At 37.1% G+C, this 15,318-nt stretch carries 14 protein-coding genes; 12 read left to right on the forward strand and 2 right to left on the reverse strand.

Going from position 1 to position 15,318, the window contains the following annotated elements:
* Positions 1-8: 8 nt before the first annotated feature.
* Positions 9-626: a ribosome biogenesis GTP-binding protein YihA/YsxC gene (yihA, locus tag HMPREF2660_RS05165; RefSeq protein ID WP_070485935.1), complete on the reverse strand. Its 618-nt coding sequence runs from the start codon at positions 624-626 to the stop codon at positions 9-11.
* Between the two features lie 5 nt (positions 627-631).
* Complete coding sequence (locus tag HMPREF2660_RS05170) at positions 632-1,411, reverse strand: alpha/beta fold hydrolase (RefSeq protein WP_070485937.1); 780 nt, start codon at positions 1,409-1,411, stop codon at positions 632-634.
* A 404-nt stretch (positions 1,412-1,815) separates the two neighbouring features.
* On the opposite strand from HMPREF2660_RS05170, the gene mraZ reads away from it, so the two are divergent.
* The 12 genes from mraZ to ftsA are packed head-to-tail and all read left to right on the forward strand — an operon-like array spanning position 1,816 to position 15,294.
* Positions 1,816-2,286 (forward strand): division/cell wall cluster transcriptional repressor MraZ, encoded by a 471-nt coding sequence (gene mraZ / locus HMPREF2660_RS05175; RefSeq protein WP_041942057.1) that lies wholly within the window; start codon positions 1,816-1,818, stop codon positions 2,284-2,286.
* Positions 2,264-3,169 (forward strand): 16S rRNA (cytosine(1402)-N(4))-methyltransferase RsmH, encoded by a 906-nt coding sequence (gene rsmH, locus HMPREF2660_RS05180; RefSeq protein WP_070485939.1) that lies wholly within the window; start codon positions 2,264-2,266, stop codon positions 3,167-3,169. Before mraZ ends, rsmH begins: the two co-directional genes overlap by 23 nt.
* 2 nt (positions 3,170-3,171) lie before the next feature.
* Positions 3,172-3,525: an FtsL-like putative cell division protein gene (locus HMPREF2660_RS05185; RefSeq protein ID WP_013597796.1), complete on the forward strand. Its 354-nt coding sequence runs from the start codon at positions 3,172-3,174 to the stop codon at positions 3,523-3,525.
* Positions 3,512-5,482 (forward strand): penicillin-binding protein, encoded by a 1,971-nt coding sequence (locus HMPREF2660_RS05190; protein WP_013597795.1) that lies wholly within the window; start codon positions 3,512-3,514, stop codon positions 5,480-5,482. Before HMPREF2660_RS05185 ends, HMPREF2660_RS05190 begins: the two co-directional genes overlap by 14 nt.
* Positions 5,482-6,948: a UDP-N-acetylmuramoyl-L-alanyl-D-glutamate--2,6-diaminopimelate ligase gene (locus tag HMPREF2660_RS05195; RefSeq protein ID WP_070485941.1), complete on the forward strand. Its 1,467-nt coding sequence runs from the start codon at positions 5,482-5,484 to the stop codon at positions 6,946-6,948. Before HMPREF2660_RS05190 ends, HMPREF2660_RS05195 begins: the two co-directional genes overlap by 1 nt.
* A 1-nt stretch (position 6,949) precedes the next feature.
* Complete coding sequence (mraY, locus tag HMPREF2660_RS05200; protein ID WP_013597793.1) at positions 6,950-8,185, forward strand: phospho-N-acetylmuramoyl-pentapeptide-transferase; 1,236 nt, start codon at positions 6,950-6,952, stop codon at positions 8,183-8,185.
* Entirely contained in the window at positions 8,185-9,516 is a 1,332-nt protein-coding gene (gene murD, locus HMPREF2660_RS05205) for a UDP-N-acetylmuramoyl-L-alanine--D-glutamate ligase (protein ID WP_013597792.1), read from the forward strand. The genes mraY and murD overlap by 1 nt, the downstream gene beginning before the upstream one ends.
* 4 nt (positions 9,517-9,520) lie before the next feature.
* Positions 9,521-10,720 (forward strand): FtsW/RodA/SpoVE family cell cycle protein, encoded by a 1,200-nt coding sequence (locus tag HMPREF2660_RS05210; RefSeq protein ID WP_070485943.1) that lies wholly within the window; start codon positions 9,521-9,523, stop codon positions 10,718-10,720.
* Complete coding sequence (gene murG / locus HMPREF2660_RS05215; RefSeq protein WP_070485945.1) at positions 10,692-11,798, forward strand: undecaprenyldiphospho-muramoylpentapeptide beta-N-acetylglucosaminyltransferase; 1,107 nt, start codon at positions 10,692-10,694, stop codon at positions 11,796-11,798. The genes HMPREF2660_RS05210 and murG overlap by 29 nt, the downstream gene beginning before the upstream one ends.
* Positions 11,798-13,138 (forward strand): UDP-N-acetylmuramate--L-alanine ligase, encoded by a 1,341-nt coding sequence (gene murC, locus HMPREF2660_RS05220; protein WP_070485947.1) that lies wholly within the window; start codon positions 11,798-11,800, stop codon positions 13,136-13,138. The genes murG and murC overlap by 1 nt, the downstream gene beginning before the upstream one ends.
* Positions 13,128-13,865 (forward strand): cell division protein FtsQ/DivIB, encoded by a 738-nt coding sequence (locus tag HMPREF2660_RS05225; RefSeq protein ID WP_013597788.1) that lies wholly within the window; start codon positions 13,128-13,130, stop codon positions 13,863-13,865. Before murC ends, HMPREF2660_RS05225 begins: the two co-directional genes overlap by 11 nt.
* Positions 13,858-15,294 (forward strand): cell division protein FtsA, encoded by a 1,437-nt coding sequence (ftsA, locus tag HMPREF2660_RS05230; protein WP_070485948.1) that lies wholly within the window; start codon positions 13,858-13,860, stop codon positions 15,292-15,294. The genes HMPREF2660_RS05225 and ftsA overlap by 8 nt, the downstream gene beginning before the upstream one ends.
* Positions 15,295-15,318: the final 24 nt, after the last annotated feature.

The raw sequence follows: 15,318 nt of genomic DNA on the forward strand, positions 1-15,318 counted from the left end.
TAGACGAATTATTTGTTGTTAAACTCGTCTTTCAATTGTTCGGTAAGAGTGTTGATATAATCGAGCAATTCGTTCCTTCCGATAAAACTACTTGATGAGGTAGCGAAAATCATGGGTAAATCTTCCCAGGTTTTGAGTAATTCTCGTTTATATGTATTGAGATTTTTCTGAAACTTTGCACTCGATAATTTATCCAATTTGGTAAAAATAATCGCGAACGGTATTTGTTTATGTCCGAGCCATTCCATGAATTTCAAATCGTTTTTTTGAGGCTCATGCCGGCTATCAACTAAAACAAAAGTACAGACCAAATTCGTGCGAAACTCTAAGTAATCATAAATCATCCGTTCGAATCCAGCTCGGTGCGTTTTCGAAACTTTCGCATAGCCATATCCAGGCAAATCGGTCAAATACCAATTGCTGTTGATTAAAAAGGTATTGAGAAGCTGAGTTTTACCAGGCGTGCCCGATGTCTTTGCCAAATCTCGTTTATTGGTTAACATGTTTATTAACGATGATTTCCCTACGTTCGATCGTCCAATAAAAGCATATTCTGGTAAATCTGGTTTAGGACAATCTTTGTAAGTTTGCGCACTTTTAATAAATTCGGCACTTTGTACACTCATGTTTTTTATTGTTGAGGAGCGGTAATACCTACTTTTATTAACCACTCATGTAAAATTTCATTAAATTTTTCGGGGTGTTCCATCATCGGAGCGTGACCGCACTTGTCTATCCAATACAAATCAGAATTTGGTAAGCCCTCATGAAATTCTATTGCTACTTCAGGGGGGGTTACATTGTCTTGTTTTCCCCAAATAAGGCAAACAGGCATCAAGAAGTTTTGCAAATCATCCTTCATGTTGTAATGGATCGCATCGCGCGCAATATATAAAGTTTTAATGGCTTTGTTTCGGTCATTTACCGTATCAAAAACATCATCTACGATTTGTTTTGTCGCAACAGAAGGATCATAAAAAACCTCCTCTGTTTTTCGTTTTACATAATCGTAATCACCTCTTTTTGGATAAGTTTCTCCGAATGACTTCTCGTATAATCCAGAGCTCCCCGTTAGGCAAAGTGCACGAACACTTTTTGGATGATGTTTGCAAACCACTAAGCCTACATGACCGCCCAAAGAATTTCCTACCAAAACTACTGGCTCGCCAATTATTTTTTCTATAAACTCATGAACAAATTTTGCGATGTTTTTTACACGCGTTTCATTAGGAGCTAAAGTATAGAGAGGTAATTCTGGAGCAAATACCCGATACCCTTTTTTAGAAAAATAATCCGTTAAAGCACTAAAATTACTTAACTCTCCCATCAAACCATGCAATAGTGCGATTGGTATTCCTTTACCTATTTCTATGAAGGAGAAATTGTCTTTTTGTTTTAAGCTAAATGACATGCGTATAATCTCGTTAAGTCAGCAAATTTACAACATTTATTATTATATGAATGAAATGTTAAGAAAAAAGCTGTTTTAATAACCAGTAGTTTTATTTTACTGCTGTTTTTAAGAATTTCTTCAAGCAAAAAAAATAATCACGATATGATGAAAATTTAATTTTAATTTCCAAAAAAAACAAATCGTTTAAAAAAATGTCTTTACCCCGAAAGTTTTTTAAAAAATTAAAAATCAGTTTTTTAGTCCATTTTTATTGAAGATATCATACTTACAGAAGAAATCAATACAGTTAAAAAGTTACTTTGTACTAAACTATTTTCAGATAAAGTGGAAAAAGTTATCAACAATGTGGTAAAAAATGGTAAATTGTGGTAAAATATTTTCTATTTTTGAAAAAAATATTGATGAATTCTCTTTTCGGGACATATGAATGTAAAGTTGACGCCAAAGGTCGCTTGCCATTACCAGCAGGAGTTAAGAAGCAACTTGCAGAGGTGATGGAAGATGGCTTTGTGCTGAAACGTGCTATTTTTCAGCAGTGTTTAGAGATTCATCCGATAGCTGAGTTTAGAGCCAAGATGGCGAAAATCAATAAGCTTAATCGTTTTATAAGAAAAAACGACGAGTTTATTCGTCGTTTTACAGCGGGAGTAAGAGAGGTTGAGGTTGATGCAAATAGTAGGCTTCAGCTTTCGAAAGATTTGATCGGCTTCGCTAAGATTGATAAAGATGTTGTTTTGGTGCTCAATATCGATGTTATCGAAGTGTGGGATAAGGAGGAGTATGAAAAAGTAGTTTCTGCAGACTTTGAGAGTTTTGCAGATTTAGCTGAAGAGGTAATGGGAAATCAAAATGATGAATTCGAGTTATCATAATCCAGTTCTTTTACAAGAAAGTGTAGATGCATTGGTCGTAAATCCTTCAGGTGTTTATGTTGATTGTACTTTTGGGGGTGGTGGACACTCGAGCGAAATTCTCTCTCGCTTAGACGATAACGGTCGTTTGTATGCTTTTGATCAGGATGAGGATGCAAAACAAAATAAAATAGAAGACGAACGTTTCGAGTTGATAGATCAAAACTTTCGTTATCTGAAAAATAATTTACGCTTTCGTGGGGTGAAACAAGTCGATGGGATTTTGGCCGATTTAGGTGTTTCTTCTCATCAATTTGATACGCCCGAGAGAGGGTTTTCTATTCGTTTCGACGGTGAACTCGATATGCGCATGAATATCAATTCATCGTTATCGGCAAAAAACATCGTAAATGAGTATGATGAAGACCAATTGGCTGATATTTTCTACAATTACGGAGAGTTAAAAGGCTCGCGTCGATTGGCGTCTGAAATTATTAAAGCAAGAAATAATCAGTCGATTGAAACTATAGAACATTTAAAAGATATCTTTTCATTTATACCCAAAAACAAAGAAAATAAATTCTTTGCGCAAGTTTTTCAGGCTTTGCGAATAGAGGTGAATGATGAGATGGCTGCCTTACGCGAAATGCTGTTGCAGTCGGGAGAGATAGTTCGTCCAGAGGGTCGTTTAGTAGTGATTTCGTATCATTCATTAGAAGATCGTTTGGTGAAGAGGTATATGAGAAATGGCGTGTTTGAAGGTGAGCCAGAGCGCGATATCTACGGGAATTGGTCAGCGCCCTTCAAACCATTACAGTCAAAAGTGATTGTGCCAAGTGAAAAAGAGATCGAAGAAAATTCGAGAGCGAGAAGTGCGAAAATGAGGATTGCTGTAAAATACTAATCATGGCCAAGAAAAGAAAAAATACAAAAGTAAAAAAGAAAACTTTTGCAGGCTTTTTACGTGGAGAGTTTTTGACTAACGATACTGCGGGGCAAAACTGGAAATTCATGTTGTTTCTAGTGGGCTTAGCTTTTATTAGTATTACCAGTGCGCATTCGGTAGACAAAAAAGTAGTGCGTATTGCAGAGCTGAAAAATTCGGTAAGCGATCTGAAAACTCAGTATACAGATAAGCATAGTGAGTTGATGCAGCTACAGCTAGAGTCGTCTATTATTTCGCATACACAGCAATTAGGCTTAGAGTTGCCAAGTTCGCAACCTTATGTGTTAATCGAGAAAGTCTATGTTGAAGAATAGAAATACTGCGCTTTTACGTGGTTGGTTTATTGCCTTTCTAATGGTTATTTGGGCTGTGCTCATAGTTGTTGCTATGTTGCGTATAAAGCTAGTAGAGGGAGACGAGCTCGATGAGTTTGCACAAGAAAACAACTTCCGATTGGCGACAGAAGAAGCGGAAAGAGGAAACTTGTATGCATCGAACGGAGCTTTGTTGGCAACTACGGTAACAAAACATAATGTTTTTGTGGATTTAAAAACCATAAAAGATGACTTGTTTGAAACAGAAATAAAAGCACTGTCTGATTCACTTTCTATCATGTTTGGTAAACCTGCAGCAGAGTATGAAAAACGTTTTAGAGAAGAAAGAAAAAAAGGTAATCGATACATGCGTTTGGTGAAAAATCTCGATTACGAACAATACCAGCGAATCAAAAGTTTTCCAATTTTCAATAAAGGGCAAATAAAAGGTGGATTTATTCACGAAACAGAAAATAAACGAGAACTTATTGTGCGCGATGTCGGAGCAAGGACTATTGGGTTTGATGATGCACGTGGCAAAACCGGATTAGAAGGTGCTTACAGTAGTCTACTGAAAGGGCGTGAAGGTATTCGGATGGAGCAGAAAATGGGGAATGGAACTTGGAAACCTTTTAAAAACTGGGAGCAAGAACCGATTCCAGGATCTTCTGTTTATACTACTATCGATGCTGATTTACAAATGATAGCTTACGATGCTTTGCACGATCAGTTGGCGGAATATAATGCAGAACACGGATGTGTAGTAGTGATGGAGGTAAGTACCGGAAAAATACGAGCAATCGTCAATCTGTCTCGTATGCAAGATGGATCTTATCTAGATGTGTATAACTATGCTGTTGGGGAAGCAGCTGAGCCTGGCTCAACCTTCAAGCCGGTTTCTATATTGGCCGGTATGGATGATGGGTACTTCAATGCAGAATCTACAGTGGTAGTAGGAAATGGATCTTACCGACTATATAACAGAACTATTACTGATAGCCGTGGATATGGAACCCTGACTGTGGATGGAGTAATAAAAAAATCATCAAATATCGGAACAGCGAAATTAATCAATAATGCTTACGGTGCAGAGCCAGAGAAATTCTTGAAAAAACTGCACGAATGGAAATTGGACAAATCACTAGGTGTTGATATTCCTGGAGAAGCAGAGCCGAGAATCATCGGGCCAAAAGATCCTACTTGGAGTAAAGTAACGCTACCGGTGATGGCATATGGTTATGGATTTCGAATGACTCCAATTCAGATTCTAACATTTTATAATGCAATTGCAAATGATGGGGTAATGCTGAAACCTCTTTTTATGGATAAGGTAGTGAGAAAAGGAGAGCCCGAAATAGTATATGAACCCGAAATTCTAGTCGAAAGAATTTCTAGCTTAGAGAATGTGCGTGCTATGCAGCATATGTTGACAGGTGCCGTGGAGCAAGGAGGTACAGCTGCAAATATTTTTACCGAAAATTATTCTATAGCAGGGAAAACAGGAACAGCAAGAGTAGAGTATTGGCTAAAAAATCAACCAATGCAATACAGAGCATCTTTTGCTGGATATTTCCCAGCAGATAATCCGAAATATTCTTCTATTGTCGTTATTCATAAGCCCGACAGAAGCAAAGGATATTACGGAGGGCGAGTGACAGCACCTGTTTTTAAACGTATTTCTGACTGGGTGTATTCGAAAACACCAAAAAGTGTACAGCCTAATTCCAATGGTAAAAATCTAACAACTCAATTGGCAAATTCATTAAAACTGAATGTGGATATGTCGAAAAAAATAGTGCCAAATGTGGTAGGATATTCTGGAAGTGAGGTAATTCCAACGTTAGAAAATCTAGGACTCGATGTTCGCTATACCGGAATCGGAAAAGTTACTAGCCAGTCTCTACCGAATGGTACAAAGTTCAAAAAAGGTGAAACGATTTATTTAGTATTAAAATAATGAAACAACTAACAACCATCTTAACTAACCTTTCCATCATCAAAACTATTGGTGATGCCGAAGGTGTGCTTGTTGGTGAATTAATTTTCGATTCGCGAAAAGCTAAAAAGGGGGATGTTTTTGTCGCAATAAAAGGAACGCAAACCGATGGACATTCGTATATAGAACAAGTTACAGAGATAGGAGTGTCGGTAATCGTGTGCGAAGTTCTTCCAGAGATACAAAAAGAAAATATAGTTTATGTTTTGGTGGAAGATGCCTCAATAGCTCTAGGCGTGATGGCTTCTAATTATTACGATAATCCTACCAAAAACTTGCAATTGGTGGGCATTACAGGTACCAATGGGAAAACAACCACAACAAGTTTGCTGTATGAGCTTTTTACCAAATTAGGGTATGCTTCGGTATTGGTATCAACTATTCAGATAGTTGTAGATGGTGACATCATTCCTACCCAAAATACAACACCAGATATAGTAACCCTGAACAGAATATTCCGTCAAGCGGTAGATAAAGGGTGTGAATATGCTTTTATGGAAGTTAGTTCGCACGGTATTGTACAAAATAGAATAGCTGGTTTATACTTTCGGGTGGCGGCTTTTACCAATATAACGCACGATCATCTAGATTATCATATCACTTTCCAAAATTATATTCAAGCGAAAAAGAAATTCTTTGATGAATTACCGGCTTCAACAAAAGCTTTGGTGAATTTGGATGATAGAAATGGCCGTGTAATGTTACAAAATACTGTAGCAAGTAAACATTTCTTTACGTTAAAGGGCGATGCTGAATTTAAAGGTAAAATCCTAGAATCTCGATTTGATGGAATGCTGCTCAATTTTAATCAGCAAGAATTTTGGACCAACCTGATAGGGCAATTCAACGCGTATAACCTTTTGTTGGTATACGGTATTGCACATTTGTTGGGGCAAGAGGATACAGAGGTCTTAACGATTTTGAGTGTTTTGGGGAGTGTAGAAGGACGTTTCCAGACTTTTCATACTCAAGGCGATCGTGTAATAATAGTCGATTATGCACATACACCAGACGCGCTAGAGAATGTATTGGATACGATAGAGGGGATACGCACCAAAAACGAGCAATTGATAACCGTGGTAGGGTGCGGAGGTGATCGCGATAAAACAAAACGACCAGAAATGGCCGATATTGCAGCTCGAAAATCAGATTTAGCAATTTTTACGTCAGATAATCCTCGTACCGAAAATCCTGAAGCCATTTTGGCCGATATGGAAGCCGGAGTAGAGCCACAGTTTTATAATAAAACATTGAAAATTACGGATCGGAAGGAAGCAATAAAAACTGCACTGAAAATGAGTCAGAAACACGACATTATTCTTATTGCAGGAAAAGGTCACGAAACCTATCAAGAAATAAACGGAGTAAGAAATCACTTCTCGGATGTAGAAGTTGCAAAAGAATTAAGTCACCAACTAAATAAATAATATGTTATACTATTTATTTGATTTTTTACATGAACAATACCATTTTCCTGGAGCAAGGATTTTTCAGTACACCTCATTTAGAGCTGCCTGTGCGGTTTTGTTGGCAATGGTGATAAGTTTATTCTATGGGAAAAAAATCATCAATTATCTACGTAGAGAACAAATGGGAGAGATCGTTCGCGATTTGGGATTGACCGGACAAAAAGAAAAAACAGGAACGCCAACAATGGGTGGTATCATCATTATATTGGCGATTATCGTCCCGACTTTGTTGTTCGCAAAACTCGAAAATATTTATATCATCCTGTTGCTTATCTCTACGCTTTGGCTTGGAGTGATTGGTTTTATAGACGATTATATCAAAGTCTTCAAAAAAAATAAAGAAGGACTAAAAGGTAAATTTAAGATACTCGGACAGGTAGGTTTAGGGGTTTTAGTAGGATTAACCCTGTATTTCAGTCCTCAAGTAACAGTGAAACATCAAGAAAATAAAACCGAACATTTAGAGAATAGTTATCAAATAGTCCGCTTTGGCGAAGAAGAAAAAAGCTTAGATACAACTGTTCCATTCCTCAAAGGTAACGAGTTCAACTATGGAGATATTCTGTTCTTTCTAGACGACCATCAGAAAGAGCAATATTCTTGGGTGGTTCTATTTGTGTTCGTTTTTGCAGTTATTTTTATTATAACAGCCGTATCAAATGGGGCAAATCTTACCGACGGAATCGACGGCTTGGCCGCAGGAACTTCATCTGTAATAGTCTTGGCTCTATCACTTTTTGTATTTGTATCTGGGAATATCGTATTTGCCGATTATCTCAACATTATGTTTATTCCACGATCAGAAGAAGTACTCATTTTCTGCGGTGCTTTTATCGGAGGTTTAATAGGTTTTCTATGGTACAATACCTATCCAGCCCAAGTGTTTATGGGCGATACAGGTAGTTTAACTATTGGTGGGCTGATTGCTGTTTTGGCACTAATAGTCAGAAAAGAATTGATGCTGCCAGTATTGTGCGGAATTTTCTTTGCAGAAAGCTTATCAGTGATGATGCAGGTGTCCTACTTCAAATATACCAAACGAAAGTACGGAGAAGGAAGAAGAATCTTTCTGATGTCCCCATTGCATCACCATTTCCAGAAATTGGGTTATCACGAAAGTAAAATAGTTAACCGTGCCATCATCGTAGGAATTTTCTTAGCGATTGTTGCCATCATCACTCTAAAAATAAGATAATGAAAAAGTTGGTAATATTAGGTGGAGGAGAGAGCGGGGTTGGCGCAGCAATCTTGGGAAAAAAAGAAGGTTATCAGGTTTTCTTGTCAGACCGAGGAGTGCTAAAAGATAACTATAAGAGAATATTGGATGAACATCAAATAGAATATGAGTTTGCTCATCATACCGAAGCAAAAATAATGTCGGCAGACTTAGTGGTAAAAAGTCCAGGAATCCCAGAAAACGTACCTTTGATAATGGCCCTAAAAGCCAAGCAAATAGAAGTGATTTCTGAAATCGAATTTGCCTCGAGATTCACCGAATCTAAAATAATAGCCATTACCGGGAGTAACGGAAAGACTACGACCACTTCGCTCATGTATCATATCATGAAAGAAGCAGGTCTAGATGTAGGCTTGTGCGGAAATATCGGGAAAAGTTTTGCGCAATTAGTCGCAGAAGATCCTCATGAGTATTATGTGATAGAAATCAGTAGTTTTCAGTTGGATGACATTCGATTTTTCAAGCCTTATATCGCAATAATACTAAATATTACACCTGATCACTTAGATCGGTACGAGAATAATTTTGATAAGTATGCTCACTCTAAATTTCGTATTACAGAAAACCAAACCGATAAAGAATATTTCGTGTACAATGTAGATGATGAGAAGATTAACGAGCTAATAAAAGAACTAAAAATAAAAGCCAATAAAACATCTTTTTCTATGAAAGATAAAAAACAGAAAGCGTATGCAAACGAAAAGATTTTCGAAATAAAAGATAATGATAACAGTTTCCTAATGCCAATAGCAGATCTTGGATTGATAGGAAAACACAATGTGTCGAATTCTTTAGCTGCAGCTACAGCAGCCAATATTTTGAAAATAAGAAAGGATGTGATAAAGCGTAGCTTATCCGATTTTAAGTCGGTAGAACACCGACTAGAAAATGTACTGAAAATTGGTGGAATAGAATTTATCAACGACAGTAAAGCAACCAACGTTAACGCAACCTATTTTGCATTAGAAAGTATGAAAAATCCTGTTATTTGGATTGTCGGAGGAACCGATAAAGGGAATGATTATAGCGAACTAATGCCTTTTGTCAAGAAAAAAGTAAAAGCTATAGTTTGTCTTGGGGTTGATAATCATAAAATTATCGAAGCCTTTTCGGGGGTTGTAGAAAAAATCACCGAAACCAAAACAATGAAAGACGCAGTACGCGCAGCTTATATGTATGGTGAAAAAGGTGATACCGTTTTGTTATCTCCCGCTTGTGCAAGTTTCGACTTGTTTACAAGTTACCAAGATCGCGGAAACCAATTTAAAAAAGAAGTAAAAGAATTATAAACGAATGCGAAACATTATCCAAAACAACCTAAAAGGTGACAAAGCATTGTGGGCATTTATTATTTTGCTTGCTTTGTTCTCATTTTTACCTGTCTATTCAGCAAGCTCGAACTTGGTGTACACAGTGGGTTCGGGTACCGTTTTGTCTCATATGATAAAACATGCAGGTTTCCTATTAGGTGGTTTGTTGATTATTTTTTTCGTACAACGATTTGATTATAAATGGTTTGGTGTAATAGCTATTTTTGGAGTTTTTATCACTTCTATCATCTTGTTATTCACAGCCCTAATGGGTACTACCATAGAGGGAGCTAATGCAGCACGTTGGTTATCTATACCAGGAATTGGGGTAGGTATTCAGCCTTCGGTTTTGGCATCCCAAGCCTTGTTAATTTACATTGCAAGATACCTTACCATCAACAGAAACAAGCAGCCAAATCTCCAAAATATCTTTCTATATTTATTTCTTCCGATAGTGGTTGTAGTAGGATTAATCCTACCTGCCAATGGATCTACAGCACTTATGCTACTCTTTATGTGTGGTGTACTATTGTTTATAGGAGGTTTTCCTACAAAATATTTATTAGGTGTTGGATTAGTTTGTGGAATTTTGATAGGATTGTTTATCTATATAGCGCTATATTTCCCAGATCTTATTCCCAATACCCGTGTACATACTTGGATGTCTAGAATTAATAAGTTTTTTAATGACGAAGGAGTAGAAGGGTACCAAGTATTACGTGCAAAAGCTGCAATAGCAAAAGGATTGGTAGAAATGGCTGGACCAGGAAAAAGCGTCTTTAAACAAACTCTACCACAGTCCTCATCCGATTTTATTTTCGCAATAATTGTGGAAGAATATGGCTTATTCGGAGCCCTGTTTCTCATAGGAGTTTTTACATTTATTCTTTATAGAATTTGTGTAATTGCCACTAAAATACATACTATCTTTGGAACTCTCTTAGTTTTTGCGGTGGGGATGCCGATCATCATACAGGCATTTGTTAATATGGCAGTAGCCGTTAGTTTATTTCCTGTAACAGGACAGCCCCTACCATTAATAAGTTATGGAGGAACATCCTTGTGGATGACCTGTATATCGTTTGGAGTAATTCTCAGTGTGAGTACAAAAATCAAATCGAAAGAAGAAATAGAATTAGAAAAAGAATTAAACAGTGAAGAAGTCATCGAAGACATCGCCTAGAATATTAATCAGCGGAGGAGGAACAGGCGGACATATTTACCCTGCGATAGCGATAGCCGACGAAATCAAACGTCGACTTCCCGATGCTGCTATATTATTTGTCGGTGCCGATGGAAGAATGGAGATGGAAAAAGTACCAAAAATAGGGTACACAATAAAAGGTTTGCCAATTGTCGGTTTCGATCGTGGCAATCTTTTGGCTAATGTTAATTTCCCGATAAAATTAATGAAATCACTTTTATTGGCTAAAAAAATAAGAAAAGAATTTCAGCCTGATATTGCAGTAGGTACAGGAGGATATGCTTCTGGCCCGATGTTATGGGAAGTTGGTAAACATAAAATTCCTTATGTATTGCAAGAACAAAATTCGTATCCAGGTGTGACCAATAAGTTACTGATGAGAAAAGCATCGGCAATTTGCACAGCGTACGAAGAAATTCCACAGTTCCCGAAAGAGAAAACTCATTATACTGGGAATCCGATTCGGGTAGATATGTTTCAGAACTTACCCGATAGAGAAGAATCGATCCGTAAATTTCACTTAGACCCAACAAAACCAACGGTGCTAAGTGTAGGAGGAAGTCAAGGGTCTAGAGCAATTAACAATGCTTGGCTGGCCAACATCAATCAGCTTGCACAGTCGGGCGTTCAGTTGATTTGGCAAACCGGAAAGTTAGATTATAACTCGATTAAAGAAAAATTGGGTGATGGTTATCCGATGATTCATTTGGCAGAATTTATTTATGATATGCAAGATGCCTATGCAGCAGCTGATACAATTGTATCGCGAGCCGGAGCAATGGCCATATCAGAGCTAGAAATGGTTGGGAAATCAGTGGTACTGATTCCATTACCAACTGCAGCAGAAGATCATCAGACCAAAAATGCACAAGCTTTGGTAGAAGCTGATGCAGCATTAATGCTGAGCGACGAACAAGCCAAAACACGTTTAGTTACAGAAGTTCTGTTATTAGCAAACGATAAAGAGAAACAAAAACGTTTAGGTGAAAATATAAATAAATTGGCAAAACCAAATGCCACCAAAGAAATTGTAGATATCGTATTAGGATTAATATAATGAATGTTTTAGACTATACATATTATTATTTTATCGGTGCAGGAGGAATCGGTATGAGTGCTTTAGAACGTTATTTCAAATCATTAGGAAAAAACGTTTTGGGCTACGACAAAACTCAAACTGAATTAACCAAAACTTTGATGGATGAAGGTATAGAAATCCACTTCGAAGATAATGTTGCGTTGATTCCTCCCGAAATTAATCCTAATAATACCTTAGTGATTTATACTCCTGCAGTACCATCTGATCATCAAGAGCTTAATTATTTCAGAGCAAATAGCTTTACCGTTCTCAAACGTTCTCAGGTATTAGGAGAAATCACCAAACACACCTACAGCATCGGCGTAGCAGGAACACACGGGAAAACAACCACATCATCTATATTAGGGCATGTGCTGAAGTTTGCAGAGGTAAAGAGCACTGCATTTTTGGGTGGAGTTGCCGAAAACTATCATTCTAGTATCATCTTGAATGGAGGAGAAGTAACCGTTGCAGAAGCCGACGAGTTCGATCGTTCTTTCTTACGCTTGTCGCCAAAACTTGCCATCATTACTTCTATCGATGCAGATCATTTGGATATATACGGTGAACGAAAAGAAGTAGAAAAATCTTTTCATGAATTTGGACAACTTGTAGAAGAAAAATTATTTGTTCGGAAAGGATTAAATTTCTCAAATTCCTTAACTTATGGCGTAGAAGAAGAGGCTGATTATGTAGCAAAAAATGTACGCATAGAAGATGGGCACTATGTATTCGACGTTCAGACGCCAACCAAAGAAATTCACAATGTAGGAATTCTATTACCAGGTAGACATAATATGGAGAATGCATTGGCAGCCTTGGCTGTTGCCGATTATATGGGGATCGATGAAAAGAAAATTATCGAAGCATTGGCAGAGTTCAAAGGTGTCAAGCGTCGATTCAATCGTTTCGAATATACTGACAAAATCTATATCGATGATTATGCACATCATCCAAACGAACTGAAAGCAGTGATCGAATCGGTAAGGGAATTGTATCCTACCAAAAAATTGCTACTAGTTTTTCAACCACATTTGTATACAAGAACACGTGATTTTGTAAACGAATTTGCAGAAAGCCTATCAGCAGTAGATGAGTTAGTTTTATTAGACATCTATCCAGCAAGAGAACTCCCGATAGAAGGCGTTACTTCTGAGTGGCTATTGTCTAAAATTACGCTAGACCAAAAAAAAGTTTGTAGTTTAGAAGGAGCAATGGACCTATTAAAAACCAAGAAATTTGATATATTGCTCACTGCAGGCGCTGGAAATATCGATACCTTAGTGAATCCCATAAAAGAATGGCTAAATGAAAACTAAATTAAAAATATTAAAAGTCTTCTTGGGATTAGTAATTCTAGGTGTTTTGGTCGGTTTTTCGGTAAGAAAAAATGCATGCCGAAAAGTAGAGTCATTGAAAGTTATTATCGAACATCAAAAAAATAATTATTTTTTGAATGATAGTATCGTGAAAAATATCATAGAAGAAGACGGTCAGCCAATCATGGATACACCAATCGGTAATCTCGATGTGTATGAAATGGAAAAGAAAATAAACGAAAGTCCGTACGTAGATACCGCCCAAGTAAGCAAAGATATTTATGGCAACATACACGTAAACATAGAACAAAAAGAGCCAATCGCACGTGTAAACACTGCAAAAGATGAATTTTATATAACAACAGATGGAAAAAGAATGCCCATCTCAAAAGTTTATTCTGCACCAGTAATCATGGTTGCAGGAGATGTAAAAGAAGAAGACTATGTGGGATTGAGTGATTTGATACAATATATTAACACCGATAATTTATTAAAAAATCATATCATTGGTATACAAAAAGTTGGTCAACGATCGTATAATTTAATAGTGAACAAAGGAAACTATTATATTGAGCTAGGGACCCTATATAATTTTGAGAAGAAACTAAAGAATCTGAAACTTTTTTATGATCAATACCTCGGTAATGTAGGATTAGATTATTATAAGAAAATCAGTATTAAATTTATAAATCAAGTTGTGGCAACCAAAACAAACGAAAATGAATAATAGTAAAATCGCAGTCGGATTAGACATCGGGACAACCAAAATTGTCGCTTTAGTCGGGAAGAAAAATGACAACGGAAAAATCGAAATACTAGGATACGGTCATGCACCAAGCCTAGGCGTGCACCGTGGTGTAGTGAACAATATTACCCAAACTATTAACTCTATAAAACTTGCTGTATCGCAAGCAGAAGCAATGTCTGGGATCAAAATAGAAGAAGTTACAGTAGGAATTGCAGGACAACACATAAGAAGTTTACAACATAGCGATTACATAACTCGTCTAAATGCAGAAGAAGTCATCGATGAAGAAGATTTACGTTTATTGATTAATCAAGTTTATAAATTGGTGATGCTACCAGGCGAAGAAATTATCCATGTTCTTCCGCAAGAATATAAAGTAGATAACGAAGATGAAATCGAAGAGCCAATCGGGATGTACGGTAGCCGTCTAGAAGCTAATTTCCATGTAGTAATTGGTCAAGTAGCATCTATTCGTAACATTGCCCGCTGCGTGAAAAATGCTGGTTTACGACTTTCTGGTATCACCTTAGAACCGCTTGCATCATCTAATGCAGCACTTAGTCCAGAAGAAAAAGAAGCAGGGGTAGCACTTGTCGATATAGGAGGAGGAACAACAGATATCGCAGTTTTCAAGGATAACGTAATCCGACATACCTCAGTAATTCCGTTCGGAGGAAATGTAATTTCAGAGGATATCAAAACCGGATGTTCCATTATTGGTAGACAGGCGGAGCTACTCAAAGAGCGTTATGGTTCTGCATGGCCAGGAGAAAATAAAGAAACAGAAATCGTTTCTATTCCAGGACTCAAAGGGCGCGGGTCAAAAGAGATTTCGCTTAAAAGATTATCGCAAATTATCAATGCTCGTGTACAAGAAATCTTCGAACAAGTATTTTTAGAACTAAAAAACTATGGGTGCGAAGAGCAAAACTCGAAACTCATTGCAGGAATTGTACTAACAGGGGGTGGATCTAAGTTAAAACATATTCGTCAATTGACCGAATATATTACAGGAATGGATGTACGAATTGGTTACTCTAATGAACATATCGTTGGCGCAAAAGCTGAAGAATTATCAGGACCAGAATATGCAACTGCCGTCGGATTATTGATGAAAGGGATTGAAGAGTTAGAAAACAAACAGATGAAAGAACTTTACGCAAATCCAATGACCGAAAATATTATTGGTTCGATGAGTAAAGATAGCTCTTCAGATCAAACACTCAACCTCTCAAAAGCAGAAACCGAAAACAAAGAAAAACATCAGAATAAAGAAGAAGAAAAAGAAGACGAATTGATGGGAGTAAAATTAGGTTCTAAAGTAAAAAGCAGTGAAAAGCCTAAAAAATCAAACATCTTTTCCAAGTGGACAGACAAATTCATCCAAATGATCAACGAAACAGAATAAAAATTAACTGAATAAATAAGAATT

Origin of the sequence: Weeksella sp. HMSC059D05 (assembly GCF_001809725.1) — a bacterium.
GTDB lineage: Bacteria > Bacteroidota > Bacteroidia > Flavobacteriales > Weeksellaceae > Weeksella > Weeksella virosa.